This is a genomic window from Tellurirhabdus bombi (genome assembly GCF_021484805.1).
Classification (GTDB): domain Bacteria; phylum Bacteroidota; class Bacteroidia; order Cytophagales; family Spirosomataceae; genus Tellurirhabdus; species Tellurirhabdus bombi.
In genome coordinates, this window is the sequence record NZ_CP090557.1 from 4,019,797 (window position 1) to 4,044,800 (window position 25,004).

General features: G+C 47.9%; 24 protein-coding genes and 1 tRNA gene. 13 read left to right on the forward strand and 12 right to left on the reverse strand.

Translation table 11 applies throughout. From position 1 onward, the window contains the following. Positions 1 to 53 precede the first annotated feature (53 nt). The 3 genes from L0Y31_RS16960 to L0Y31_RS16970 are packed head-to-tail and all read right to left on the reverse strand — an operon-like array spanning position 54 to position 4,292. Positions 54 to 374, reverse strand: a complete 321-nt coding sequence (locus L0Y31_RS16960; RefSeq protein ID WP_234734271.1) for a cupin domain-containing protein — start codon at positions 372 to 374, stop codon at positions 54 to 56. A 23-nt stretch (positions 375 to 397) separates the two neighbouring features. Further along, positions 398 to 2,707, reverse strand: a complete 2,310-nt coding sequence (locus L0Y31_RS16965) for a M28 family peptidase (RefSeq protein WP_234734272.1) — start codon at positions 2,705 to 2,707, stop codon at positions 398 to 400. A 16-nt stretch (positions 2,708 to 2,723) separates the two neighbouring features. After that, positions 2,724 to 4,292 carry a serine hydrolase domain-containing protein gene (locus L0Y31_RS16970; RefSeq protein ID WP_234734273.1) on the reverse strand — a complete coding sequence of 523 codons (1,569 nt, stop codon included), beginning with the start codon at positions 4,290 to 4,292 and terminating at the stop codon, positions 2,724 to 2,726. Between the two features lie 225 nt (positions 4,293 to 4,517). On the opposite strand from L0Y31_RS16970, the gene L0Y31_RS16975 reads away from it, so the two are divergent. Continuing rightward, positions 4,518 to 6,650 (forward strand): Tex family protein, encoded by a 2,133-nt coding sequence (locus L0Y31_RS16975; RefSeq protein WP_234734274.1) that lies wholly within the window; start codon positions 4,518 to 4,520, stop codon positions 6,648 to 6,650. 60 nt (positions 6,651 to 6,710) lie between these two features. Beyond that, positions 6,711 to 7,298, forward strand: coding sequence for a C40 family peptidase (locus L0Y31_RS16980; protein ID WP_234734275.1), 588 nt, complete (start codon positions 6,711 to 6,713; stop codon positions 7,296 to 7,298). A gap of 13 nt (positions 7,299 to 7,311) precedes the next feature. Here L0Y31_RS16980 and L0Y31_RS16985 read toward each other — a convergent pair whose 3' ends face one another. Beyond that, the gene (locus L0Y31_RS16985; protein ID WP_234734276.1) at positions 7,312 to 7,911 is read right to left on the reverse strand and encodes an NUDIX hydrolase; all 600 of its coding nucleotides are present in this window, start codon (positions 7,909 to 7,911) and stop codon (positions 7,312 to 7,314) included. Between the two features lie 44 nt (positions 7,912 to 7,955). Further along, positions 7,956 to 8,207, reverse strand: coding sequence for a GIY-YIG nuclease family protein (locus L0Y31_RS16990; protein ID WP_234734277.1), 252 nt, complete (start codon positions 8,205 to 8,207; stop codon positions 7,956 to 7,958). Positions 8,208 to 8,324: 117 nt separating this feature from the next. Here L0Y31_RS16990 and L0Y31_RS16995 point away from each other — a divergent pair, with 117 nt between their 5' ends. After that, the gene (locus L0Y31_RS16995) at positions 8,325 to 10,322 is read left to right on the forward strand and encodes a right-handed parallel beta-helix repeat-containing protein (protein ID WP_234734278.1); all 1,998 of its coding nucleotides are present in this window, start codon (positions 8,325 to 8,327) and stop codon (positions 10,320 to 10,322) included. Between the two features lie 41 nt (positions 10,323 to 10,363). On the opposite strand, the gene L0Y31_RS17000 is transcribed toward L0Y31_RS16995, so the two are convergent. From L0Y31_RS17000 to L0Y31_RS17010, 3 genes are all read right to left on the reverse strand, one after another. Next, entirely contained in the window at positions 10,364 to 10,861 is a 498-nt protein-coding gene (locus L0Y31_RS17000; protein WP_234734279.1) for a hypothetical protein, read from the reverse strand. A gap of 128 nt (positions 10,862 to 10,989) precedes the next feature. Continuing rightward, a tRNA-Ala gene (locus tag L0Y31_RS17005) sits at positions 10,990 to 11,063 on the reverse strand. A gap of 111 nt (positions 11,064 to 11,174) precedes the next feature. Next, on the reverse strand, positions 11,175 to 11,663 hold the full coding sequence (locus L0Y31_RS17010) for a DUF3299 domain-containing protein (RefSeq protein WP_234734280.1): 489 nt from the start codon (positions 11,661 to 11,663) through the stop codon (positions 11,175 to 11,177). A 152-nt stretch (positions 11,664 to 11,815) separates the two neighbouring features. Between L0Y31_RS17010 and L0Y31_RS17015 the strand changes: the two genes are divergently transcribed. The 8 genes from L0Y31_RS17015 (at position 11,816) to L0Y31_RS17050 (ending at position 19,521) form a co-directional block, all read left to right on the forward strand. After that, positions 11,816 to 13,360, forward strand: a complete 1,545-nt coding sequence (locus L0Y31_RS17015; RefSeq protein ID WP_234734281.1) for an ATP-binding protein — start codon at positions 11,816 to 11,818, stop codon at positions 13,358 to 13,360. Continuing rightward, positions 13,347 to 13,982, forward strand: a complete 636-nt coding sequence (locus tag L0Y31_RS17020) for a response regulator transcription factor (RefSeq protein ID WP_234737193.1) — start codon at positions 13,347 to 13,349, stop codon at positions 13,980 to 13,982. Before L0Y31_RS17015 ends, L0Y31_RS17020 begins: the two co-directional genes overlap by 14 nt. Before the next feature lie 171 nt (positions 13,983 to 14,153). After that, positions 14,154 to 14,789, forward strand: coding sequence for a peroxiredoxin (locus L0Y31_RS17025; RefSeq protein ID WP_234734282.1), 636 nt, complete (start codon positions 14,154 to 14,156; stop codon positions 14,787 to 14,789). Between the two features lie 139 nt (positions 14,790 to 14,928). Further along, positions 14,929 to 15,216 (forward strand): hypothetical protein, encoded by a 288-nt coding sequence (locus L0Y31_RS17030; RefSeq protein ID WP_234734283.1) that lies wholly within the window; start codon positions 14,929 to 14,931, stop codon positions 15,214 to 15,216. 60 nt (positions 15,217 to 15,276) lie between these two features. Then, the gene (locus tag L0Y31_RS17035; protein ID WP_234734285.1) at positions 15,277 to 16,053 is read left to right on the forward strand and encodes a glycoside hydrolase family 25 protein; all 777 of its coding nucleotides are present in this window, start codon (positions 15,277 to 15,279) and stop codon (positions 16,051 to 16,053) included. Positions 16,054 to 16,083: 30 nt separating this feature from the next. Further along, entirely contained in the window at positions 16,084 to 17,736 is a 1,653-nt protein-coding gene (gene pgi, locus L0Y31_RS17040; protein WP_234734286.1) for a glucose-6-phosphate isomerase, read from the forward strand. Positions 17,737 to 17,868: 132 nt separating this feature from the next. Continuing rightward, positions 17,869 to 18,570, forward strand: a complete 702-nt coding sequence (locus tag L0Y31_RS17045) for a PorT family protein (RefSeq protein WP_234734287.1) — start codon at positions 17,869 to 17,871, stop codon at positions 18,568 to 18,570. Between the two features lie 81 nt (positions 18,571 to 18,651). Beyond that, the gene (locus L0Y31_RS17050) at positions 18,652 to 19,521 is read left to right on the forward strand and encodes a PorT family protein (protein ID WP_234734288.1); all 870 of its coding nucleotides are present in this window, start codon (positions 18,652 to 18,654) and stop codon (positions 19,519 to 19,521) included. A 74-nt stretch (positions 19,522 to 19,595) separates the two neighbouring features. On the opposite strand, the gene hisS is transcribed toward L0Y31_RS17050, so the two are convergent. Continuing rightward, complete coding sequence (hisS, locus tag L0Y31_RS17055; protein WP_234734289.1) at positions 19,596 to 20,957, reverse strand: histidine--tRNA ligase; 1,362 nt, start codon at positions 20,955 to 20,957, stop codon at positions 19,596 to 19,598. 186 nt (positions 20,958 to 21,143) lie between these two features. On the opposite strand from hisS, the gene L0Y31_RS17060 reads away from it, so the two are divergent. Further along, positions 21,144 to 21,308 carry a hypothetical protein gene (locus L0Y31_RS17060; protein ID WP_234734290.1) on the forward strand — a complete coding sequence of 55 codons (165 nt, stop codon included), beginning with the start codon at positions 21,144 to 21,146 and terminating at the stop codon, positions 21,306 to 21,308. Positions 21,309 to 21,357: 49 nt separating this feature from the next. On the opposite strand, the gene L0Y31_RS17065 is transcribed toward L0Y31_RS17060, so the two are convergent. Next, positions 21,358 to 21,726, reverse strand: coding sequence for a hypothetical protein (locus L0Y31_RS17065; protein WP_234734291.1), 369 nt, complete (start codon positions 21,724 to 21,726; stop codon positions 21,358 to 21,360). Between the two features lie 117 nt (positions 21,727 to 21,843). Between L0Y31_RS17065 and L0Y31_RS17070 the strand changes: the two genes are divergently transcribed. Next, positions 21,844 to 22,608, forward strand: coding sequence for a class I SAM-dependent methyltransferase (locus L0Y31_RS17070; protein WP_234734292.1), 765 nt, complete (start codon positions 21,844 to 21,846; stop codon positions 22,606 to 22,608). Between the two features lie 58 nt (positions 22,609 to 22,666). On the opposite strand, the gene L0Y31_RS17075 is transcribed toward L0Y31_RS17070, so the two are convergent. Beyond that, positions 22,667 to 23,674 (reverse strand): glycosyltransferase family 2 protein, encoded by a 1,008-nt coding sequence (locus L0Y31_RS17075; protein WP_234737194.1) that lies wholly within the window; start codon positions 23,672 to 23,674, stop codon positions 22,667 to 22,669. 8 nt (positions 23,675 to 23,682) lie between these two features. Then, complete coding sequence (hemL, locus tag L0Y31_RS17080; protein WP_234734293.1) at positions 23,683 to 24,975, reverse strand: glutamate-1-semialdehyde 2,1-aminomutase; 1,293 nt, start codon at positions 24,973 to 24,975, stop codon at positions 23,683 to 23,685. Positions 24,976 to 25,004 lie beyond the last annotated feature (29 nt).

Sequence of the window (25,004 nt, forward strand, 5' to 3'; positions counted from 1 at the left end):
GATAAAAAGCCGCCACTTTGAACGAAGTGGCGGCTTTTTTATAAGGCTAGATTCTAATAGAAAACGGCTAACCAGATTGTCTCCGTCCCTTCTTTTGTCCATTCAACGCGGTGTTTCAGGTGGGCAGGAATCGTGAAATACATGCCTTCCTGTAGGATAATCCGTTCTTCCTGCCCTTCTATTTGCAAAGCCGCCTCTCCTTTAACCAGCATTACCCATTCGTTTTCCTCCTGATCATACCAGAAGCCTTCCGGCGAAGCGTGGCCTTTCGAAATAATCCGCTCTATGCGCACATTTTTTGTGGATACGATTTCTTCAAAAAGCTCATCTGGAAGTATATAAGGAATGAAACTCAGTAAGTTGCCTGCTTGCATGGTATCTTCTATGTTTATAATACCTAAAAACTGTATTCCTTTCGTACAACCGTCAGGTTACTGCTCCGCCCCTGCTCCGGAATAACGTGGGCGGGAGGAGGTACTTTCACCAGTTGGGCTGGCAAGCCGATTGTCTGGTCGTAAAGCAACAGACGAAGCGGTTTCTGCGGTTTTAGCCGCACTTGAAGCGTCGCTTCTTTCGTAGGAGGCAGACCGTGCAAAATGGCGTAAAAAACCTTTCCACCCGCGGTTTCGATGGCTTTCTTGGGTAATGCCTCACCGTTCAACGTGGCTCCAAGCAGGTCACTTTCTGACGAAGGCTGTAGAACCAGTTCCATGTGCGCGGCGTTTCGATTTGAACGCAAGAGAATGGTTAACTGACGTTCTTCTGCCGTGGCAGTTTCATTCAGCAACGTTGCCATAGGGGCTGGAAGATCAATTAATTCGGCTTTGTTTTTGAGGTATAGAACCGACGATGTTGGATATATTTCGGATAATTTACCCCGACTGGACGACGGGAAAAATTGTTTGTTCCAATCATCCGTTTTCGTAAACAGCGAAGCCCAGAGCGCCTGTTTCGTATCGGTATTTAAGTAATAACTAACATGGCTATGCACCGGGCGACTAGGGGTAGGCCGTTCGCCGTAAATGGCCCATGCAGTCTGGAAAAAACCACATACCGCAAGGATTATCGGCAAAACCGGAACCGTTTTCCAGCGAAAACTTCGGTCAATGACGGCCAGTAAAGGCACGAGCAGGCCCAGGATTAGTGTTAATCCAGCCATAGTTCCGGTGGGTAGTTGCAACGCAAACGTCACTGACAATAACTGGGTGACGGGCATCAACAAGAAAATCGCGGGACAGGCCGCCAGAATCAAAATGACATTGTAGGCAACGCCCGGATCTTTCCGGTGCAGATCCAGACTGAAAATAAGCAGCGTGCCCAGCAGGCTAAAAAAGAGCGGAAAGAGCGTTAAGTAATTGGACGAAGGTAAGAAGGCAAATAAGACAACCGTAATGAGAAAAAATAGCCCGTAAATCCCCACCTGAAGCGAAAACAAACGCAATCGGCGCAGAATTAACCGAACGAGCAGCAGGAAAAGTGCCGTTGCTAACAACAGATAAGCTACAAAAAAGGCGTTCGAACCGTATACACCGTTCATGAGGTGCGACTGGGGCATTAGCTGCATTACCAGACTATTTATGGGAAAAAATACGCCGGGTACCACAATCAAAATCAGCACGTAAAGTAGCATTCCGTTAAACGTCTGCCAAAGCGTTAAGGCTTCTTTTTTCAGCCCTACCACAATCGTTAGACCAAAAAGTACCGTTAGTAAGCCAACCCATAACAGGTTCATGCTCATGGGATATTGCACCAGCCAGCTCCCCACCGGATTGAAAAATACTTTATCGGGCGCTTTGGTTTGGGCCAAGGAAAGATTGCCTATGTGCCGCGTTAGGGCCAGCATGTTGCTGCCGTGGTGCTGCAAGCTCGCCTGATTGAGGTTATCGGGATTATCCGTCCATTTGTGATAATGAACAAACCCATCGATAAAGGCCGAATTTACCCCCACATAACCCGCATCCCGAAAAACAGTAAAGTCCGTAAAATTCGGCAGCACCCGATACACTTCGTACATCACCGAACTGGCAAAAGGCCGGGGAGCCACTTTGGCAAACTCCTCCACAATCCAGCCATTTTCGGGACTAATCTCAAACGTCATGCTCGGGCCACTGTTTCCGCGAGCTTCAAGATTTACCACAAAACCAACGTCTTTGGCCCAGGGATGGCGCAGAAAAGCACTAGCTCCATACAAACCATATTCCTCGCCGTCCGTCATCAGCACCACAATGTCGTTCTGAAGCGCTCCTCCCTGCTTGATGGCCCGCATCGTTTCCAGAATGGCGGCCACGCCGGAAGCATCGTCACCCGCTCCGGGCGTATTAGGCTGAGAATCATAATGAGCCATCAACAAAATGGCCTTACCGGCGCCTTTTCCCTTTAGCCGACCAACAACATTGTAAACGTGCCCGATGGCGCTGTTCAGGTTGGGACTGGCAATGGTTGTGTCCTGAATTTCGGTCTGTAACCCCAACTGACGCAACTGATTCACCAAATACGAACGCACAACGGCATGGGCCGCCGTCCCCATCGCGTGCGGTTCTTTGGCAATTTGCCGTACATGCCGCATGGCCCGTCCCGCTGAAAACTCAGTAGCCGATGCGGTTTCCGGCAAGGCGTCGATTGGGCGCACCAGCAGAATACTCCATACGGAAAGGCCAATGAGAATCAGTAATGTAAAAAAAGCAATCAGGGGATTTGGACGGAGCATCAGAATAAGGGTTTCTTTATTGGGTAACTTCTCTAAAATCCAGTTGCTGAATCAGAGCCGGATTTTCGGGTGTCAACGTAAAAAAAACGTTGATTTTGCCGCGCTCGCCTTCCAGCAGAAAGCGCCCCCGAAGCTGATTTTCAGGAATAAGCTCCCCAACCTGTTTGATTTTACCGACTTTGGCGTATAAATCCTGAATGGCTTTCCGGCGTAGCTCAACGGGTAGGTCGGGGAAGAAGTTTTCGGCAAAGATTTTACTGGCTTCGGCTTTGGTGAAGTCGGGCAGCAGTTGCACCAGCTCGGCTTTTCGCTGGGCCAGAATGGGAGAAACGGGCAGTTGTCGCGTTTTCAAACCAGCCAGATTGATGAGCGTATCCAATACCGCAAAGTTTACATTGCCCATGCTCGCGTAGGTCAAGTTTCCGTAAGCGACCACGCCAATTCCGTATTCGGGCAGCACCCACCATTGGCTTCCGAAACCGGGCAAGCCTCCCGTGTGTCCGACCATTACCCGGCCTTCGCAGTCGCGGCTCCAGCGCAGGCCGTAACCGTAGGAACTCACCATGGGACAAGCCCGGCCACTGGGATATTTGAAGCCCGCCGCCAGGTTGTTAAACGTCCAGGGCTGCTGCATTTCGCGCACGGAGCTGCGTTTTACCGGCCCCGTTTCGGCATCGCTACGCGGTGGCCACGCCGACTGGTGGAAAGCCATGTATTTGGCAAAGTCGTCAATTGAAGTAATGAGGCCGCCCATGGCTCCGTGCGACCCATCGTGCAGCAGTTCTTCTTCCTGCCACTGCTCGCCCTGCCAACGATACCCATGCGCCAGCAAATTGGCTGGTACTTTGGTGTATTCCCATTCCGTGCTGTTCATGCCCAGCGGTTTTAGAATAGCGTCCGTAATGTATTGCTGGTAAGGCTTTCCAGATACCGTGGTGATAATCCGTCCCAGCATTGCGAAAGCCAGATTGCTGTATTCGTAGGCGATGCCGGTCGCATTCGAAAGGGATAGGCCACCTTTGATCAAATCGGTCAACTCTTTTTCGGTATCGCTCAACTGGCGGTCGCCCCAGGGATTATCTTCAGGGAAACCCGCCGAGTGCGTCATCAAATTCCGAACGGTAATGAGCGGCGAATCACGGGTCACGTAGGTCAGGTTTTTCAGCTCCGGAACGTACAAATAAGCCGGATCATCCAGACGCAATTTCCCTTCATCCCGCAGCTTTAGAACGGCCATCGTCGTAAAACTCTTGGTCATCGAAGCAATACGAAACAGCGACTTCGATGTAGCCACCGTTTTTTTCGCTACATCCGTGTAGCCGAACCCGCCGGAATGCATTAACTTTCCATCCACCACAATTCCAAAAGCCATACCCGGAAAATGAGCCTTCTCGGCCCAATCGCGGTACAGCTTTTCAGCCACCGGATAAGCTGCTTCCAGTTTTCTGAGCCGTTCGGCATCCGTAAAAATCGGAGCCTGGTAGGTTTTCAGAAAATTTTCAGGAACTGAATTTTTATTCGGGACGGATTGGCTATGGGCAATGGCAACGGTTAAGGAAGCTAAAAGAGTAATTGTTTTCTTCATAAAGGCTGTATGGAAGTGCAGCGTCGAAAATACAAATTTCTGTCATACGACCCGCCACCTTGAAGTTTTATAATTCCGTTCTTGCGCCAGAGCCCTCCCCTGCCTTTTTTTGTGGTTTCAACCCGGACCCACTTTGGTTCACGCCTTCCGGGAAGGTCGCTCACGGATCAACCTTCCCGGAAGGCCAGACGGGGGCCATTCATTTTAATTCTGTAAAGCGAATCCATGATTCAACCTCAAGAAAATCGTTCAATAGCAGGACGTATTGCCTCGCTCCTGAACTTATCGAATCGATCTGTTGACAATACGATTGAATTGCTCGACGGCGGGGCCACCGTTCCGTTTATCTCCCGGTACCGCAAGGAAGCAACAGGCGGCCTGGACGAAGTGCAGATTGCTTCGATCAAAGACACGTACCAGAAGCTTCAGGAACTGGACAAACGCCGGGAGGCCATCCTGAAATCCATCGATGAGCAAGGAAAACTAACGCCGGATTTACGTCAGAAAATTTCACTGGCGGCAACCCTTACAGAACTTGAAGATTTATACCTACCCTATAAGCAGAAACGAAAAACCCGCGCCAGCATCGCCATTGAGAAAGGGCTGGAACCGCTGGCCAAGCTCATTTACCTCCAGCAGGAACGCGATCTGTCCCGCAAAGCTCTGACCTTTTTGAACGACAAAGTTGAGTCGGTAGACGACGCTTTGCAGGGCGCACGGGATATTATTGCTGAATGGATCAACGAAAATGCCGACGCCCGGCAACGCATCCGGGTCTTGTTTGAACGGGAAGCGATTATTCGTTCGGTAGTCAAGAAAGGCAAGGAAACGGAAGGCATCAAATACAAGGATTACTACGATTTTGCGGAGCCCCTGCGTCGGGTGCCTTCCCACCGCCTGTTGGCGTTGCGCCGGGGTGAAGCCGAAGGTATTTTGTCGGTAGGCATTGCGCCAGACGAAGAAGCGGCCCTCGAACGCCTGGAGCGGCAGTTTCTGCGCGGATCGGCCAGCACGGGCGACCAGATGATTCTGGCCATCAAAGACAGTTACAAACGGCTGGTCAAACCCTCCATTGAAACGGAATTTGATAATCTGTCCAAAGAAAAAGCCGATGCGGAAGCCATTCGTATTTTTGCTGATAACCTCCGGCAGTTACTCTTGTCTTCACCACTGGGGCAAAAGCGCGTGCTGGCCATCGACCCCGGTTACCGCACGGGCTGTAAGACCGTTTGTCTGGATGCGCAGGGAACATTGCTTACCAATGACGTTATTTACCCGGATCGTAACGGCGGGCAACAGGCGGCGCAGACCGTGTTAAAACTCGTTCAGCAATACCAGATCGAAGCCATCGCGATTGGTAACGGAACCGCTGGCCGGGAAACGGAGACATTTGTTCGTGGCTTGAATTTCGGCATAACCATTCCGGTGTTTATGGTTAGCGAACAAGGCGCGTCTGTCTATTCAGCCTCCGATGTGGCTCGTCAGGAGTTCCCCGATCAGGATGTTACTGTGCGCGGGGCCGTTTCCATCGGTCGCCGACTAATGGACCCCCTGGCTGAAATGGTTAAAATCGACCCTAAATCCATCGGCGTTGGTCAATACCAGCACGATGTAGACCCGTCGTCTCTGAAGGCCAGTCTGGATTCGGTGGTTGAAAGCTGCGTGAACCAGGTTGGGGTGTCGCTCAACACGGCCAGCGCCCACTTGCTGCGTTATGTATCGGGTTTAGGTCCGACACTGGCCCAGAATATTGTTGAGTACCGCACGCAGAATGGGGCTTTCAAATCCCGCGATCAGCTGAAAAAAGTACCTCGGCTGGGGAACAAAGCCTTTGAACAATGCGCCGGCTTCCTTCGCATCGACAACGCTCCTAACCCGCTTGATAACAGCGCCGTGCACCCGGAAAGCTACGCCGTTGTGGAGAAAATGGCACGGGATCTGAATAGTACGGTTCAGGATTTGGTAAAAAATACGGAGCTTCGGAAGCAAATAAAACCCGAACGCTACGTTACTGATACAGTGGGGCTGCCAACGCTGCGGGATATTCTGGCCGAACTCGAAAAGCCCGGTCGCGATCCGCGTGAGCAGCTTTCAGTATTTGAATACGACGAGCGCGTTAAAAAAGTGGAAGATCTGCACGAAGGCATGATTTTACCAGGCGTGGTCACCAATGTAACTGCTTTCGGTGCCTTCGTTGACATTGGGGTGAAACAGGATGGATTGGTGCATATTTCGCAATTATCCCACCAGTTCGTTTCCGATCCGCGTCAAGTGGTAAAAGTTTTCCAGAAAGTAAAAGTTAAGGTGGTTGAGGTCGATTTACAGCGCAAGAGAATTGCTTTAACCATGAAAATTTAATAGGTTCGTACAGTAGGTGGCCGGCTTCGGTCGGTCACGATTACTATCCCACCCATTGCTATGTTTGCGAATTTACACTTTCGGGCGATCTGGCGGCCCTCTGTCTTCACGTTACTTGTTACGCTAAGTCTTTCTTCGTGCTCTTTTTTTCGCTCGACGCCTTACACCCCGCCTGCGCAGCGAAAAACGGTGGCGGCGCGTAAACCGGCTTCCAACGCCAGGCCCGTTAAAAAAGTCGATACGCATACGTACCACAAGAGTTACGTACGCGATGTGGTAAAGATTGCCCGAACCTACACCGGAGTTCCTTACCGCATTGGCGGCTCAAATTCGTCGGGCATGGACTGTTCCGGACTGATTTTCGCGGTTTTCAATACGGTTGGTCTACAAATTCCGCGCGTTTCCTGGCAGCAGTCCGAAGTGGGTTATGAAGTAGATATACCAGAAATTGAAGCGGGTGATTTAGTATTCTTTGTGCCCGATCACGGCAAAGAAGGGTACGTTTCGCACGCGGGTATCATCACCGAAGTACGCGGAAAAGGAGATATTGTTTTTATTCACGCTTCTTCGTCGCGGGGGGTGCGGGAAGACAACCTGTACTCCAACTATTTCAAAGGCCGATTTGTGAAAGCGATTCGTCCCTATTAGAAACCGGCTTAAATTATAAGTCTTTCCAGCTAAAATAAGGCCGGGCATCGGCGTCTGTTTTCTGACCTGCCTGATACCGCTCCAGCTGTTCCAGAGCGTAGCCGTACATATTTGGAAGGGGTACCAGCGGAAAGTCGTCATTGGGCTCTCGCAGCCAGGTTTGCAGTTGACGCACCGATACGAACTGAATAGCAGTGATCTCTTCTTCCTGAAAATGAAAATCGCGGAGGCTTTTATCCGTTTGCCAGATGAACACCGCCGTATGCTCGCGATCCGTCAGGTTATTGCTCACGTCATACCCATCCACCGACATGGAAAAGAGGTATTGAAGTTCTTCCTTGGCCACCGAAATACCTAATTCTTCTTCCAGTTCCCGCCAGGCTCCCTGCCGATAGTCTTCACCCGCCGAAACGTGCCCCCCGAAACTGATGTCCCACAAGGCCGCAAACATATCTTTATCTGGATGGCGTAAATTACACAACACCTCCCCCGCCGGATTCAGAACATAAATGTGGGTTGTCCGATGCCAGTCGCCATCCCGATGAATGTGTTTTTTGGGTTTGGTAAAGCCGAGCGGGCGGTCCTGCTCATCAACTACGTCCAGCCATTCCATTTTTTTGCGATTATACCAAAAGAAAAGCTACCCATTCGAGTAGCTTAATGCGCGGCTTGTTCACTTAAAAACTCTTCCAGCCCTTCTCGCTTTTTGTTTTTCAACTTCATTTCGAGACTTTGGGCTTCGGTTCGTTTCGGAAAGCCCTGTTTAAACTTCACCACCCAGGGTTTCCCCTCAGCCGTGGTTGGATTTGCTTTCGCATTATGCTGCCAAAGTGCAATCTGCACATCTTTTGCCAAACCGATAAAATACTGGTTGGCTGTCTCGCTGAAAATAACGTATACGTAAACCATAAAAAGCCACTTGCTCCTGCTCGCCTCAAGAGTCACAAATGTACAATGCCCTCCGGTGAGTTCTATGCTTAGGCGGCAAATATTTGTAACTTTGATTAGCAACCACACCTTCATTTTATGATTCGTTTTCTTTTTTATTCCTTTCTTCTTATTGGTTATCAGACAATTGCTCAATCCGTTGAAATCAGTACCAAAGACAAAACAACGTCCTCGTCTGGCGATGATCGATACCGCCCGTTTCTGGAAGATAAAGGCTCCTGGCTGGAGATGAACGCCAAGGGCCGAACCGGTGCTTCGGTTCCCGTTGGTCGCCCTTCGCTGCTCACGCTTGATAGCAAGCCTCTGATTCAGAGCTTTTCAGGAGGGGATAATTACATTCAACTGAAAGGCACCGATACTTATTTTGTTTATGATCCGTCGGCTACTGACGCGCCCGACGGTTTTTTTGTCCTTCCTGCTCCCGGAAAAAACAATGGCTCCAGTAAGGCGGGTCGCTGGTTTCTGGCCAACCGTACAGAAATCAATGTACTGGATTTTGGTGCTAAAGGCGATTTCAATGGACAAAATGACCAAACCTGCACGAACAACACCATCCCCTTTCAGCGGGCGCTGGATGCCGCCCAGAAAGCCACTGATCCGGTTAAATACGTTATGCAAACGCCTTATAAACGCCGCTTCGCTGTTGTTCGCATTCCCAATGGAAATTATGCCTTGCGTGATGCGGTCTGGATTCGCGGGGCCGTGTGCATTGAGATGGAACCCGTTGGTTCTTACGGAGGGAGTCGGCTTATTCAGCTTAGTCCTGGCAAGCATTTGTTTCGGCTTGGCGGCGATCCCGACGGAGCCAGTTCCAATGCGATTTCCATTCGCGGTGGTATTCTACGGGCGAGATCGGCCACCCTTACACCCGGCACAGCCCTGATTTTTGGCGGGAACAGCACCGCTCAAGGCGACGGCAATCACAACTCGCTGTACATCGAAAATGTCTGGTTTCAGACGCCAGAAGATTATGGAATTCACCTGCAACGCGGTGGCGATGTTGTCATTAATCGCTGCACATTTGACGTTGCGGCCTTTCATTCCCTGCGAATCGGAGCGGCAAATACCCCGGTTGAAACCGTGGCCATTACCAACAATATTTTCTTTGATGTGCAGGCGGGAGCCATTGATTTGGTCCATGCCAAAGGCATTCAGATTGCCGATAATCGCGTTATTGGTTTAGAAAACCGGCGAATGCCTTATTTTGTCAAAGACCAGGGTGCGGTTAAGGCGACTAGCATTGGCATTCACAACAATTACCTGTCTTTTGTGAACCTTGTTCTGGATGCTTCTTCGGGGGGAAATTATAGTCTAACGAACAATTTTGGCGACGAGTTTAAAGGCCCTAGCATCGTTCTGGGCAACAATGCGACATACGACGGTATTCTTATTTCGGGCAACCGCTTCGAGGGAAACTATAGCGGCCAGATTCCAAACACAACCATTCCCAACGCTCCAATCTGGTGCCCCGCCGCTATCACAAACAGCCGGTTCGACGGAAATATTTTCAAAAATACCGGCAAGACCGCGATAGTAGGACTTCACGCGAACGACAAGCGTAATCGCCGTTTTTCGTACAAAAACAACTCATTTATTGGCTTTGAGCGGCCTTTTCTGGTAGCTGGAAGTTCGGCGGAAGGCCGGGATGCCGAAAAAACGGTTAGCATCACTAATGCGGGTATTCTAGATGTTACACAGGACGATGCGGAATTTTACCTCCTCAACGCGTCCAATGCCTCTACCGCCCTGGCCGATATTAGTCAGGCTTACATTGGCCAAACTATAAACATAACTTTTGGAGCAAACCGCGTGGTAAAACATAGCAATCGGCTGTTGCTCAACGGAAATCAGAACTTTGCGGCTCAGGTAGGCAACACCTTGACGTTGAAGCGTGATCATGAGAAATGGGTCGAAATCGCCCGGACGTCGGGTAATACTTCCAGCTCTTACCCGGAAGTAACACAGGCCCAACGACTAGCCCTTCCCAAACCAAAACCGGGTCACCACGTTTATCAAACCGACCAAAAAGAAGGCGTGTGGGTTTACAAATCATCAGGCTGGGTCTTTGCTTACTAGCTTTGATTTTTGACCCAAGCTGAAGCCTGTCATTACGTAAGCTACTCTTTGGAAATATCCGGTGAGGTAAAATCGGCAATGCGCGCTCTTACTTTCGTGCCTCGATCACTGGTGGGCGCGCTGATGGACTCAGATCCGAAAGGTTTTACCTGATCCAGATAGACAAACTCCTCTTTGTAAAGTTCACCATTTGCTTTGTAATACCGCACGGAAATTTTCACCTGATCAAATCGAATGGCCGTTGGATTGCGTAGCGTTACTTTTGCTCGTTTAACTCCGCCAAATGGGAGAATGCGGGCCGCTACGTCTACCGTTACTTTTTTGAGATCGGAACGGCTAATGGCCTCTCTCTTGGCTGTAGTTCTTGGGTCAGGGCGCACACTGACCGCAGGTTTCTGTTCTGCTTTTCCGCCTTTTTCTGAGGCTTTTAACGCCTTATTCTCTTGTTCGAGTTTAGCCAGGCGCTGTTCCAGATCGTCTTTTTTGTTACTGGAACACCCAAGAATGAATACCCATATTACCAGGAATAACGCTCTCATATTGCGCTGACGCTATCAACCAGAATTTTAGTTCGTATTGCTAGATGACTATCTTGTCAAATCCATCTATGCGTATAACATAACAAAAGGCTGTCTTCTTGCGAAAACAGCCCAGTTTATTCTTTACGTGGAGATAGTCGGATTCGAACCGACGGCCTCTACAATGCCATTGTAGCGCTCTAGCCAACTGAGCTATACCCCCTTTTTAATGAATAAGGCTTTATTCATTAATTTTATGTGGGTGCAAAGATGCGTAAAATAGGAATGCATGTCAACCAAAGTCGAAAACTTTTCCGTTTTCATTTTCCATAAATTACTCAACTATTTCAGCATCAGTCAGAATATAATTCAGTTCGTAAATATTATCGGCATTTAATTTCAGCGTTCCGTGAAACGTCCGGCGCTCATCGGTCTTAAATTTGCGTCCGCCTTTTTTAAATTTCAACGAAACAACTGATTCCGGACCTGCACCACCGCAAAAGAAACACGCACTAAACGGAAAAGCCGACAATACATACATGTTTGACTCCAGGTCAACCGGCAATACGTAGCCAGTTAACTCAACCGGTTTGCCATTCAATTTCTGAACTCCCGGTCCAAAAGTTGGATAAAGCATGTAAACGGACTCTTCGGGATACCATTTCTTCTTAAAGGTAACATCCCGCAACATTTCCCACGACAACTTTACCGGTTCTGCGGCAACATTGCTTTTCGTGACAGGTATTTCAGGCCCAATAGCCGGGCGAAAGGCCATAGTCGTTACCAAGGCAAACAAAGTAGCAAGGCAAACAAGTTTTTTCATAGCTGGCTTATCTTCAGGTTCCGTATACTCACAAATCTACGGTCTTTTCAAAAGCAAAACAACCAACGGTTTGGTTTGGTTCTAGTGCCCGTTTTTTTGCACCAAATGGCATTTTTCCAGTTATATTGTGGTTTTTCCGCTACCTTTACTTTGTGATCAATGCAGACAACGATAAACCTCTGTCTGAGCCTACGGATGTCTTAAAAGTGGAGGCTCCTCCCTCTACCCGTCGGTTCATACGGCTCTTTGCAGCTACCATTGCCATTGTAGCCATCTTACTAACTGTCGGTCAGATAGTTACACAGGTTGTCTTGCGCGATTTGGTCAACATGATTGAAATTATCCGCAGTTCGGCCTGGCAGCGCCACCAAAGCCAGCAGCTTACCCGACAGGCCCTGCAATTGACCCAATCGTCGACCAAGGCGGATTATGATTCCAACCTGATTGAGTTTCGGAAAATCTACAATCAATTTCTTGAAACTCACCTCAACGCCCGGCAGGGAACATTACCGCATAGCGACATTTCGGTTGAGTATAGCGACAGTGTTAATATGCGTTATCGCAGCCTTGTTCCTTACTTCTCGGCGCTTCAGAAAAATGCGCTGAGTTTGATTCATAAAGCGGAACAGGCCCCCGAACCCAAAAGCCTCAACCCTGAGCCCGAACTATCTGCACTTACCCAGTACGATGGCCCTTTCTTGCAGAAAGTGGATGAGGTAATCCAGCAAAGTAATCGCGAAAATGCGCGCCGCATGGCAACGCTTAAGCAATTAAATTTATATCTGTACGTATTTACATTACTGGTGTTGGCGTTAGTCGGCTGGTTTATTATTCGACCGGCTATTTTGCGGTTGCAGCAAGCTATTCGGCAATTGATTGAAGCTGAGACAACTACGGCTATGGCAAACCGGAAACTGCTTTCGTTGAACCGTACCCTGAAAGAAACGCGGCAACAACTGTTTGACGCAACCCGGCAGCAGTATCAACAACAAATGGATGAACAAAAGCTGCGTACATCGTATTTGTTGGCGGGACAGGAAGAAGAACGCAAACGACTTTCCCGTGATTTACACGATGGCATTGGCCAAATGCTAACCGCCATCAAATTACAGATTGAAAGCCTGGAAACCAGTCTGAACGGCCCAAACAAGAAGGCTCAGAACATAGGCACACTCAAGGCACTGGTGACGCAGACTATCCAGGAAGCGCGGAACGTGTCGAACAACCTCATGCCCACGGTTTTGAGCGATTTCGGACTGATACCAGCGCTGGAAATGCTAGCTGATACCAACGCGCAGGACAGTCCAATTGAAGTTATTTTTCATACCACCTTGAATGATATTCGGTTTGAGAAAAATCTTGAAATTGTCCTTTATCGAATTAGTCAGGAAGCGGTCAGCAATGCAATTCGGCACGCAAAACCGCATCAGATTACGATAGAATTATTTGAAAAAGATAATTATCTGCATTTAATTGTCTGCGATGACGGAATCGGTTTCCGCGTTCAACGTTCATCGAAACCCCAGAGTGGTCGCCAATCCCAGGGCATTCATAACATGCAGGAGCGGGCCACCCTGATTAATGCAAAATTTAAATTGACATCGGCTCCCGACAAAGGAACCAGAGTGCAAGTTAGTATCCCTTTTAAACTCGCTTATCTTGAACATGAATACAATCAAACTGATGCTGGTCGATGACCATTCCATCGTTCGCAACGGTATTCGCTCTCTTCTTGAACAGGTTGATGATTTTGAAATCATTGACGAAGCAACCGACGGAGAAGAAGCTCTTGAAAAATTAAAAACGCACCAGCCTGATATCATTATGATGGATATATCCTTACCGGGTATGTCAGGAATTCAGACAACGCAGGTTATCAGCCGGTTATACAAAAATGTACGGACACTCATGCTGTCCATGCACAACAATGAAGATTACATCATGCGCTCGGTAGAAGCGGGCGCTTATGGATATATCCTAAAAGATTCTTCCAGTGATGAAATGATCAAGGCGCTGCAAACCATCCAAAGTGGGGAAAAATACTTTAGTTCACCCGTAGCCAACATCATTTTAAATGGCTATATGTCGCAGTTGAAGAAGACGGACAAAAACAGCCGCCTGCGCCGCTCGAAGCTTTCTAAAAAGGAAAAAGAAATTCTTCAATTTCTGGTAGATGGTATGAGCAGTCGGGAAATTGCCGAAAAACTGCAACTTTCCGTTCGGACTGTAGACAACCACCGCGCCAACATGATGCGTCGATTGCAGGTAAAGAATGCCGCTGAGTTAGTCAAAATGGCGGTGGAAGAGAAATTAATTTGACATTATTGGCGGTATCTCTAATTTTAAGCCGCATCACGGAATGATATTCCTCGTTTGATGGTTATTTTACTCAGTATAAAGTAGAACATCCGATGGCGGAATATCTTTTCCACTAAGGATAATTCTAGTTAATTGATCGAATAAATAGCAAACACAAAACCTATCCAAATTATGGCACTGCGATTAGGCGATGTTGCCCCGGACTTTACTGCTGAAACAACCGAGGGAACCATCAATTTTCACGAATGGCTGGGCAACTCCTGGGGAATGATTTTTTCCCACCCTGCTGACTTCACCCCGGTTTGTACCACAGAGTTAGGCCGTACGGCTCAACTAAAAGATGAGTTTGATAAACGCGGCGTAAAAGTTATTGCCGTGAGTGTTGATCCACTGGATTCGCATAACAAGTGGATTGGCGATATTAATGAAACCCAGAAAACAACCGTTAATTTCCCCCTCATTGCCGATGAGAACCGGAAAGTGGCGGAGTTGTACGATATGATTCACCCCAATGCCAGCGAAAAAGCAACGGTTCGTTCGGTGTTCATTATCGGACCGGATAAGAAAATTAAGCTTACGCTGACTTACCCTGCATCAACAGGTCGTAACTTCTTTGAAATTCTGCGCGTCATTGATTCCTTGCAGCTAACGGCTAATTACCAGGTTGCTACCCCTGCTGATTGGCAGGAAGGAGATGACTGTATTGTTGTTCCGGCTGTTAGTACGGAAGATGCCATTCAGAAATTCCCGAAAGGCGTAAACGTAATCAAGCCTTACCTGCGCACCACGCCGCAACCGAATAAATAATCGGCGGTAAGGGTCATAAAAAGGGAACGGCAGATTAGTCTCCGTTCCCTTTTCTATTTATAGATTAAATGATTGTTACAAAACATTTGCCTTTGACCTGCGGTTAACGATGTTGTATTTAAAACAAACACTAATCGTTATGACAGCTTTGAAAGACAAGGTCAAGGACACCTTCGGCAAAGAATTTAATGACTCGCACGATGAAGGTATTGTTGCCAGAACCATTGAGGAACAAACGGCGAAATTACCTTCTGATATATTCCTATGGGCTTCGCTTGCTTCGATGGGCGCTTCGCTATTTTATAAGTTCCAGGAAGAAAATGATAAAGCACTTTTTGTTGGCCAATGGGCGGCACCTTTCCTCCTACTGGGTATTTACAACAAATTGGTAAAACTCGAAGGCTCCGACAAGTCGGACAAAGAGTAAACCGTAATAGTGCGCAATTTTTAACCCGGTTAACGCCGGGTTTTTTATTTTTGCCCCATCATGGAGCGAATTATTCTTTTTTTGTACCGAACACGCAAAACGCTGGTTTTGCCGTTGCTCGCAATCGCTGTGCTATTTGGGCTCTGGTGGCTATTTCGGGAGGGCGAAGTACAAAAAAGAGAGTGGCATTATATCCCCGACTTTGGCATTCGGGTGCCGACTGCCTATCCCATCCACGGCATTGACGTTTCGCACCACAACAAAAAAATCAATTGGCAAAAAGTACGGCGTATCCAAGCCAACGGCATCGGGCTTCAGTTTGTGTTTGTTAAAGCCACTGAAGGCGTCACGCTGGTGGATCGGCAGTTCAAAACCAACTGGCGCGAGGCAGGAAAAGCCGGGTTGAAACGGGGTGCCTACCATTTTTACCATCCTCGACGGGATGCCGAAAAGCAAGCCAAAAACTTTATTAAAACCGTTGATCTCGACGCGGGTGACTTTGCGCCCGTTCTGGATTTTGAGATTGATTGGAATGTTAATTCGGAGAAGCTTATTGCTGACTTACAGCTTTGGCTTAACCTGGTTGAAAACCATTATGGCGTTAAACCCATTATTTATACCAATCGGCACTTCTACCGGCGTTATATTGCCGGAAATTTCGATGACTATCCACTCTGGCTGGCTGATTATACGAAAGAACATCTGGACGATTACCAAACTGAACGACTTTATTTCTGGCAACACAATAAAGGCGGCTCAGTGAGCGGTATCCGCGGTCAGGTAGATTTTAACGTTTTTCTATTTGACTCGACCCGGGTACAGGAAGTATGCCTTTGACTTTATTCTTAAAAATCGTAGATCGCAACTATGTTAACCAACTACTCGTTTGCTCAGCTTCCGGCTTACCTGCAACTTCAGGAGCACTTCCAACACCTGAAAGATCGCCATATCAAAGATCTGTTTTCGGACAATCCAGATCGGTTTAGCCAATTTTCGCTTCGTTTTGAAGACATGCTGGTCGATTTCTCCAAGAACCGCATCACTGCCGAAACACTGGAGCTACTTCGCGCACTGGCTGGACAAGCTGGCTTACACGAAGCCACTGAAAAGATGTTTACGGGCGACAAAATTAACGCTACGGAGAATCGATCCGTACTCCATGTTGCCCTGCGAAATCGGTCTAACGAGCCAATTTTGTCCGACGGTCGGGATGTCATGCCCGAAGTAAATGAGGTGCTTGACAAGATGAAAGGTTTTTCGGAGCGCATCATTTCCGGCGATTGGAAAGGGTATTCCGGCAAAGCCATTACGGATATTGTCAACATCGGCATTGGGGGTTCTGACCTCGGCCCGGTGATGGTCACAGAAGCGCTGAAGCCTTACGCCAAGCCTAATCTGAACGTTCATTTTGTTTCAAACGTCGATGGGGTACATATTTACGAAACCCTGCAAACGGTCGATCCGGAAACGACGCTCTTCATGATCGCTTCGAAGACGTTTACCACGCAGGAAACCATGGCAAACGCCCATTCAGCGCGGCAATGGCTTATTGATAAAGCAGGTGACGAAAGTGCTGTTGCAAAACATTTTGTGGCCATTTCGACGAACAAATCTGAGGTAGAGAAATTCGGTATCGATGCCGATAATATGTTCGTTTTTTGGGACTGGGTAGGCGGTCGCTATTCGCTCTGGTCGGCCATTGGTCTTTCGATTGTTTGCTACCTCGGTTTCGAGAACTTTGAGCAGCTACTCGCTGGTGCCCACGAAATGGATAACCACTTTCGGCACGCCTCTTTCGAAGAAAACATTCCGGTAACGCTGGCACTTCTGGGTATCTGGTACAATAATTTTTTCGGCGCCGAATCAGAAGCCATTCTGCCTTACGATCAATACATGCACCGTTTTGCCGCCTATTTCCAGCAAGGTGACATGGAAAGCAATGGCAAATCCGTAGATCGGAACGGGCAGCCTGTTGATTACCAAACTGGGCCAATCATTTGGGGAGAACCCGGCACAAACGGCCAACATGCCTTTTACCAGCTGATTCACCAGGGTACAAAGTTGATTCCCTGCGACTTTATAGCTCCCGCCATTAGCCACCGGCCACTAAGCAATCACCACCAAATGCTGCTGTCTAACTTTTTTGCCCAGACGGAAGCCCTAATGAATGGTAAAACGCGGCACGAAGTTGAAGAAGAGTTGCGGAAAGCAGGAAAAAACGAAGAAGAAATCACTTTCCTGACTCCATTTAAGGCCTTTTCGGGCAATCGACCTACTAACTCCATCTTGGTGCGGCAGATAACGCCACGCTCACTGGGTAGTCTGATTGCCATGTACGAACATAAAATTTTCGCGCAGGGCATTATCTGGAATATTTTCAGTTTCGACCAGTGGGGCGTAGAACTTGGCAAGCAGCTAGCCAATCGGATTTTACCCGAACTCGCTGACGATGAGCCAATCGATTCGCACGATAGCTCTACCAATGGGCTAATCAATGCCTACAAAGCGATGCGGAAATAACTCATAGATAACTTATTTTATCCAAAAGGGGAAGAATTAATTCTTCCCCTTTTTTTATGGATTGTTGACAAACGGCCACTTCCAACGTCATAGAATAAAGCATTCACTATTCTATCTTAAAACCATATCACGATGAAACTGTACGTTGGAATTGCAAGTGCCTTGTTAGTAACCCATGTAGCCGTAGCTCAATCAGATTCTTGGACCTTGGAGCACACATCTTCGTCTAGAGTGACCTTTACTCAAACCCATCATCCTGAAGTAACTTCATCCCGAACGGCGGAGAAAGCCAACTATAAAAACTTTACAGTAGGGATCTACGCGGGTGTTAATTCGACTCGTTTTAAAAGCGAAGAAAGTCTTGATAAAAATAATTTAAAGGGTCGCTTAGGGTACCAACTTGGTATCTTCACCCGGTTCGGCGGACGGCTATATGGACAGATTGGTGCAGAATATTTAGCTTCTTCTTCAAATTTTTTCACGCAGGGAGACGGATCAACGATTTCTGATATAAAGGATAAAATCGACCTGAAATACATTCAGATTCCCGCCTTGATCGGTTTCAAATTGCTTCAATCCCAACGCGGGACGTCGGCTATCCGATTGGCTGGAGGCGCAGAATTTACGCATCAACTAGACGTAAATAATAATAAATTTAATTTTGAGAAGGAAAATTTTAATAACTCAACGCTCAACGCGTTGGCTAACCTTGGTTTTGATATTGGCCTGTTTACAATCGACCTGACTTATCATCATGGATTTGCTGATGTTTTAAAAAATCAGAATTCTGCCAAACGCCGGATGGCTAGTGCAAGCGTAGGATTCAAGTTTTAAACATTCCTAAAATTAAGCTGTTATTAGAGGTGTATGAGTGATCATGCACCTTTTTTTATTACACTTAAAAACGTTATGAACATGAAACGCAGTAGTACTTTGCTTGCCCTGTGCTTGATAGGTTCGTGGAGCGCATTCGCCCAGACAAGCACGTCTTACTCATCTGATACGTCTCGGACCAACACGACGGATCCATCAAGAACCGGCACGACCTCAACGTACACAACTACACCAACGGAGCCGACTAATACAAGCACAAGTTCGCCCTACACGTCCGGTACATCCAACTATTCGAGCTCAACGACACCGATGAGCACCACTTCCAGCACAAGCACTTATTCGTCTACTACTGGCACCTCTTCTTATGACCAGGGTTACCGCGAAGGCCGTGCTTCACGCCCAAGAGCCGAAAAAGCTTACAAAGCGTTCACGGGTGGTTTCTACGTAGGTGCTAACACAACTCGTTATCGGGGTGAAGATGTTGATGGAGATAACCTGTCAGGTCGTTTAGGCTATCAGGCTGGTGTTTTTGTACGCGGTGGTGGTCGTATTTACGGCCAAATCGGGGCTGAATACTTTGCTTCCAGCTCAAATTATTTCCGGGAAGGTGATGGTTCTTCACTACAGGACATTACGGAGCGTATCAATGTAAAATGGTTGCAGATTCCGGTTTATCTTGGTGTTAAACTGGTTGAGTCTGACCGTGGTATTTCGGCCATTCGTTTGGCCGTTGGTGCTGAGTATGCGAACCGCCTAAGCTCAAGCAGCAGCGTTAGTGTAAACGAAGCAGAGATAAAAAGCGGTGCCTTCTTAGGTTTGGCTAATCTTGGTTTCGATATCGGTCCCCTGCTGATTGACCTCGTATATCACCATGGATTCTCAGGCGCTGTACGTGGCTTCAACGACTCACAACGTCGTTCGCTGGGTGTAAACGTCGGATTTAAATTCTAAGAGTACCCACTCTTAATAAAAAAGCAGCTTCCAACGAAGCTGCTTTTTTATTTTATAGTATACTAGCGCTGCGTTCACTGAACTTCAGTTACAATAGCCTCAACAGACAGCTTTTTCTGTTCACCAGTGACCATGCTTTTGAGCGTTAGCAGGCCCGTCTGCATTTCCTCTGACCCAATGAGAACAACATACGGAATGTATTTCTGATTGGCGTAATCCAGTTGTTTCTTCAGCTTTGCCGAATCTGGGTAGGCTTCCGCAGCAATGTCTTTTTCGCGCAGTTTAGTCAACAGCGGCAACCCGACTGCCTTTGCTTCCGGGTCCATGTGAATGACTAAAACGCGCGTTGATTGCAGTTGCGTATCTGGGAAAAGTCCTAGCTCTTCCATTACATCGTAAATTCGGTCAACACCCAGTGAAATTCCAACGCCCGACAATCCCGGCATACCAAACGTACCCGTCAGGTTGTCGTAACGCCCTCCCCCGCTGATTGAACCAATCTGCACCCCATTTGCTTTCACTTCGAAAATTGCCCCCGTATAATACGAAAGTCCTCGGGCCAACGTCACGTCAAACTGCATTTGCGGCGCTTGTAATCCGTATTGTTCTACTAGCTGCCACACTTCTTCCAATTCAGCTAATCCTTTCTGGGCAATTTCTGAATCCGCCAGCCACGTTTTTAGCTGCGCGAAAGCTGCTTTTGTTTCGTTGGGGAAATTGAACATGGGCTCCAGACGGTTAATGGCCTCGTCTGAGAAACCTCGTTGGCGCAGCTCTTCTACAACGGCCTCTTTCCCGATTTTATCCAGTTTATCGATGGCAACCGCCAGTGTGCTTTCCTGCCCGGATTCACCAATGAATTCAGCAATACCGGTTAGAATCTTCCGATTATTGATCTTTACTGTAAAATGCTGAATACCCAGGTTGCGGAGTGCTTCATGCAGCATGAGCACAATTTCCGCTTCACACAAGAGCGATTCCGTACCTACCACGTCGGCGTCGCATTGCACGAACTCCCGATAGCGGCCTTTCTGGGGCCGGTCTGCGCGCCACACAGGTTGAATCTGGTAACGCTTGAAAGGCATCGTCAACGCGTGGCGGTTCATTACTACGTAACGGGCGAAAGGCACTGTGAGATCGTACCGAAGTCCTTTTTCCGCAATTTTAAGCGTTAGTTTTTTTGAGCCTTCCTCTAAATCTGCTGGAGTTACTTTCCCGGCGAAATCACCTGAATTCAGAATTTTAAAGAGAAGCTGATCTCCTTCCTCACCGTATTTACCCATCAAGACGGACAGGTTTTCGAGGGTAGGCGTTTCGAGTGGCTGAAATCCATAACGCCGGAATGTCTGCCGGATGGTATCCAGCAGGAACATGCGCTTGCTCATTTGCTCCGGGCCAAAATCACGGGTGCCACGAGGTACACTTGGTTTTTGCATGCTGCAAAAATAAAAAGGTGCAGGCAGTTTGCCGCGCTCATGTGGCTCGGAGCTAACAAAATATTTCGTTCTCGCCCTAACGGATCAGAAAAACTGTTGACTTTTATCCGCAAATGACTGGTATAATTGCCTTCTTTCTGCTAATTTTGCGGACTCTTTTGATATAGATACCTAATAAATACAACGATGGGAGTTACTGAACTAAAGCGTAAAGACCGTAAGAACAAGGCTCGCGCTAACAATAAGCAGCAAAAAATTAAGCAATTACTGCGTAGACCAGATATCAAAAACGTAGACGTAGAAGCCATCAAAGCTTCGTTTGCGGAGAAAAAAGGGCAAGCAGCTGCTTAATGATTAGTTACCGCATTCAAAGTGACAAAGATCTGTAACTATTTCTTTGTCACTTCGTTTCAATGTCACTTCGTTTACCTCGTTCCGGCTTTCGAACGGGGTTTTCTTTTTTCAGGTGTTCCCGAATTTCTTTCCGGATACGTCGGCGGTATTCCCGGCGGATTGTTAATTGCGCCCGGTAAATAACGGACTGTCCAAACAAAGAAATTCCGGTATTGATGACTATCAGACTATAGGTACCCAGCAAAAACCAGCGTCTAAAGGGTTCTCCTGTATTTTTTAAATAAGCCGCTTCACTGAATACGCAAAGTCCATAGCCAATCAGTACCAGACTTATGGGAGCCAGTAGGAGCCATTTTGTTCGCGTACTCATGCGTTTCACCAATCGACGGCCGGGTGGTTTTGCTGGATTTGCCATACTATCTAGATTATTTAATCAACAAAAGTATGAGCCTAACTACATTTAGTCACTACTTGTTAAGAAAAAGTTATCATTTTGATGTATTCTTGCCGGTTATTCGGTTAAAATAACCCTATGAAACAACTAATCAGTCTAGTTCTCCGGTACATTCCACGCCCTATTCTGCAACGCATTAGCCCTTATGGGATGAAAATAATGGCCCTGTTTTATCGGGGTGATAATGTTGTCTGCCCGGTTTGCAATAACCACTTCCGGGAATTTTTACCCTATGGCCGGATGCCCGCCCGTCCAAATGCGCTTTGCCCGGATTGCCTTTCTCTGGAACGCCACCGATTGATGTATCTTTACCTCCAACGTAACACAAATTTTTTCCGGGATAATCTTAAAGTCCTGCACGTAGCTCCCGAGCATTGCTTTATCGACCGGTTCGAAAAACAAAAAAATCTGGATTACATCACGGCTGATATTGAGTCGCCATTGGCCAAAGTGAAAATGGATATTCACCAGATTCCGTTTCCCGACAATACGTTTGATGTTGCATTCTGTAACCACGTGATGGAACACGTTGACGACGACATTAAGGCGAGCAGTGAACTTTATCGGGTGCTAAAGCCCGGCGGCTGGGCAATCATCCAGTCACCTATTGATTACAGCCGCACGACTACCTACGAAGACCCGAGCATCACGGATCCCCGCGAACGGGAGAAACATTTCTGGCAGAGCGATCACCTCCGTTTGTTTGGGCAGGACTACCCTGAACGCCTCGCCAAAGGTGGTTTCACCGTGAAGGAAGATCGGTTTGTGATGGAAATGCCGAAGGAAGAAGTTGCCAAGTTTGCCCTGCCCGGCGGAGAGATTATCTACTTCTGCAAGAAGTAAGCTTGAAACAGCAAAGGGACACATCCCCATTTTACAACGTGGCCCTTTGCTGATTTATTTAGGAAGGATATTCCATAAACTCCCCCGTTTCTTTGTGTTCTTTCGGCTCACGCAGGCGCTTCCAGCCTTCCAATAAAAAGCCCATTCCATAGCCCGTAAGCTGCACATACGCTGCTACTACGCTCAGTAAACCTACCTTCAGGCTTTTTTCTTTCCGGCTGGCATCAATGAGAATCGCCAGCGAAAAAATACTTAGTACCCCCACTGCCAGACTAAAAAGTAGCTTACTCGTGAACGCCCAAACCGGAATCGAGGCCAAAAAAAGCGTAAATAAGGCGGGAAACGCATGTACCAGTTTCAATTCTGCCGGGAAGAAACGAGAAATATTAATTCTGGCCCGCCCAAAGAAACGCAACTGGCGGTAAAACTGCTGAAAATCCGTGCGTCGCTTGTGGTAGATAAACGCCTCGGGGATCAGTCCGGTTTTAAACCCGTTTTCAATAATCCGAATGGCAAACTCGATGTCCTCGCCCATCCGACTAATCTTGTAGCCTCCAATTTTCTCGTATACCCGCCGCGAAAAGCCCATGTTAAAACTGCGGGGATGATACGTACCCCCCAGGTTTTTTTTGCTGCCCCGGATCCCTCCCGTCGTAAACGGCGAAGTCATGGAATAGCTAATGGCTTTCTGGATGGGCGTGAACTGCGGATGCGCCGCATCAGGACCTCCGTAAGCATCCAGCTTAGATTCCTGAAGGTGTTTTTCAACCAGTTCCAGGTAGTTTGCCGGAACAATGGCATCAGAGTCGAAGATAATGAAATAGTCGCCCGTAGCCCGCTCAAATCCGTAGTTACGTGTAAATCCCTGCCCGGTGTTAGGTTTGAAGTAATAATAGATGGTCAATCGATCCATAAATGCGTTGACGACGGCTTCAGCCTTATCGACTGAGCCATCCTCAACGACTACCACTTCATCGGGCAAACGGGTTTGCGCCACCAGACTTTCCAGCAGCTCTCGCAACTCCTCGGGGCGATTATAAACAGGTATGATGACCGAAAAGCGCATCATGCTTTCTAGCGTGTCTGAAGTACTTCTGCCAAAGATTCTTCGTTGGCCTGAATCACCTGATCAACCAGCTCGTCTGTCAACGCAACCGAAAGAAACAGGCTTTCAAACTGCGACGGAGCCAGGTAAACACCCCGCTTTAGCATGGCCTGAAAATAACTTCCGAACAAAGTTAAATCGCAGGATTTAGCATCCGTAAAGTTGATAACCGGATTCTCGGTCATGAACAGCGTGTACATTGAACCAAGGTGATTGATGGTATAATTCAGACCGAGCTTTTGTAAGCTGGCTTGAAAACCCGTTGTCAATCGCTCGCCCGTTGCTTCCAGACGAGTATACACTTCCGGATGTTCATTCAAGTAGCGTAACATGGCTAAACCTGCCGACATAGCAATCGGATTTCCCGAAAGCGTTCCAGCCTGATAAACGGGTCCTGCCGGCGAAACCATGTCCATGATTTCCTTCCGACCGCCATAAGCTCCTACCGGCATGCCTCCACCGATGATTTTACCCATCGTTGTCAGGTCAGGGCGAATGCGGAATCGCTCCTGAGCGCCCCCCTTGGCTAGGCGAAAACCAGTCATCACTTCGTCAAAAATCAGTAGAATATCGTTTTGATCGCACAAATCGCGCAACCCTTCCAGGAAGCCGGGCTCGGGCAATACGCAACCCATGTTACCCACTACCGGCTCCAGGATAATGGCGGCAATCTGGTTGTGGTTGTTTTCAATTAGCTTTTCGACAGCGCGCAAATCGTTGTATGGTGCCGTTAACGTATCGTGAGCAGTTGCTTTGGTAACACCAGGGCTATCGGGAACGCCCATCGTCACGGCTCCGCTACCAGCCGCAATCAAAAATGAGTCGCCATGCCCGTGGTAACAGCCTTCAAACTTAATGAGCTTATCGCGGCCGGTGAACCCACGGGCCACCCGAATAGCGGCCATCGTTGCTTCTGTTCCTGAATTAACCATGCGAACTTTCTCGATGGAAGGCACCATGTCCACAATCAGTTCGGCCATTTCAACTTCTTTGCGCGTTGGTGCTCCAAACGAAAAAGAATGCTGAATTGCCTCCCGAACGGCTTCTTCCACCGGCTCAAAGGCGTGGCCCAAAATCATAGGACCCCACGAGTTAATTAGCTCAATGTATTGCTTGCCATCTTCGTCGTAGATGTATGGCCCTTTGGCCGATTTGATGAAAATTGGATTTCCCCCTACTGCCCGAAAGGCACGGACCGGCGAATTAACCCCACCCGGAATCAGGGTTTTGGCTTTCTCAAAAAGTTGCTGGCTTATACTCATTTTAAATTAGTTAGTAAGTAATGGGTTGA

Excerpts from the sequence above, each read along its gene's own strand:
- L0Y31_RS16960 (WP_234734271.1), bottom strand. The coding sequence starts at position 374 with ATGCAAGCAGGCAACTTACTGAGTTTCATTCCTTATATACTTCCAGAT.
- L0Y31_RS16965 (WP_234734272.1), bottom strand. The coding sequence starts at position 2,707 with ATGCTCCGTCCAAATCCCCTGATTGCTTTTTTTACATTACTGATTCTC.
- L0Y31_RS16970 (WP_234734273.1), bottom strand. The coding sequence starts at position 4,292 with ATGAAGAAAACAATTACTCTTTTAGCTTCCTTAACCGTTGCCATTGCC.
- L0Y31_RS16975 (WP_234734274.1), top strand. The coding sequence starts at position 4,518 with ATGATTCAACCTCAAGAAAATCGTTCAATAGCAGGACGTATTGCCTCG.
- L0Y31_RS16980 (WP_234734275.1), top strand. The coding sequence starts at position 6,711 with ATGTTTGCGAATTTACACTTTCGGGCGATCTGGCGGCCCTCTGTCTTC.
- L0Y31_RS16985 (WP_234734276.1), bottom strand. The coding sequence starts at position 7,911 with ATGGAATGGCTGGACGTAGTTGATGAGCAGGACCGCCCGCTCGGCTTT.
- L0Y31_RS16990 (WP_234734277.1), bottom strand. The coding sequence starts at position 8,207 with ATGGTTTACGTATACGTTATTTTCAGCGAGACAGCCAACCAGTATTTT.
- L0Y31_RS16995 (WP_234734278.1), top strand. The coding sequence starts at position 8,325 with ATGATTCGTTTTCTTTTTTATTCCTTTCTTCTTATTGGTTATCAGACA.
- L0Y31_RS17000 (WP_234734279.1), bottom strand. The coding sequence starts at position 10,861 with ATGAGAGCGTTATTCCTGGTAATATGGGTATTCATTCTTGGGTGTTCC.
- L0Y31_RS17010 (WP_234734280.1), bottom strand. The coding sequence starts at position 11,663 with ATGAAAAAACTTGTTTGCCTTGCTACTTTGTTTGCCTTGGTAACGACT.
- L0Y31_RS17020 (WP_234737193.1), top strand. The coding sequence starts at position 13,347 with ATGCTGGTCGATGACCATTCCATCGTTCGCAACGGTATTCGCTCTCTT.
- L0Y31_RS17025 (WP_234734282.1), top strand. The coding sequence starts at position 14,154 with ATGGCACTGCGATTAGGCGATGTTGCCCCGGACTTTACTGCTGAAACA.
- L0Y31_RS17030 (WP_234734283.1), top strand. The coding sequence starts at position 14,929 with ATGACAGCTTTGAAAGACAAGGTCAAGGACACCTTCGGCAAAGAATTT.
- L0Y31_RS17035 (WP_234734285.1), top strand. The coding sequence starts at position 15,277 with ATGGAGCGAATTATTCTTTTTTTGTACCGAACACGCAAAACGCTGGTT.
- pgi (WP_234734286.1), top strand. The coding sequence starts at position 16,084 with ATGTTAACCAACTACTCGTTTGCTCAGCTTCCGGCTTACCTGCAACTT.
- L0Y31_RS17045 (WP_234734287.1), top strand. The coding sequence starts at position 17,869 with ATGAAACTGTACGTTGGAATTGCAAGTGCCTTGTTAGTAACCCATGTA.
- L0Y31_RS17050 (WP_234734288.1), top strand. The coding sequence starts at position 18,652 with ATGAAACGCAGTAGTACTTTGCTTGCCCTGTGCTTGATAGGTTCGTGG.
- hisS (WP_234734289.1), bottom strand. The coding sequence starts at position 20,957 with ATGCAAAAACCAAGTGTACCTCGTGGCACCCGTGATTTTGGCCCGGAG.
- L0Y31_RS17060 (WP_234734290.1), top strand. The coding sequence starts at position 21,144 with ATGGGAGTTACTGAACTAAAGCGTAAAGACCGTAAGAACAAGGCTCGC.
- L0Y31_RS17065 (WP_234734291.1), bottom strand. The coding sequence starts at position 21,726 with ATGGCAAATCCAGCAAAACCACCCGGCCGTCGATTGGTGAAACGCATG.
- L0Y31_RS17070 (WP_234734292.1), top strand. The coding sequence starts at position 21,844 with ATGAAACAACTAATCAGTCTAGTTCTCCGGTACATTCCACGCCCTATT.
- L0Y31_RS17075 (WP_234737194.1), bottom strand. The coding sequence starts at position 23,674 with ATGCGCTTTTCGGTCATCATACCTGTTTATAATCGCCCCGAGGAGTTG.
- hemL (WP_234734293.1), bottom strand. The coding sequence starts at position 24,975 with ATGAGTATAAGCCAGCAACTTTTTGAGAAAGCCAAAACCCTGATTCCG.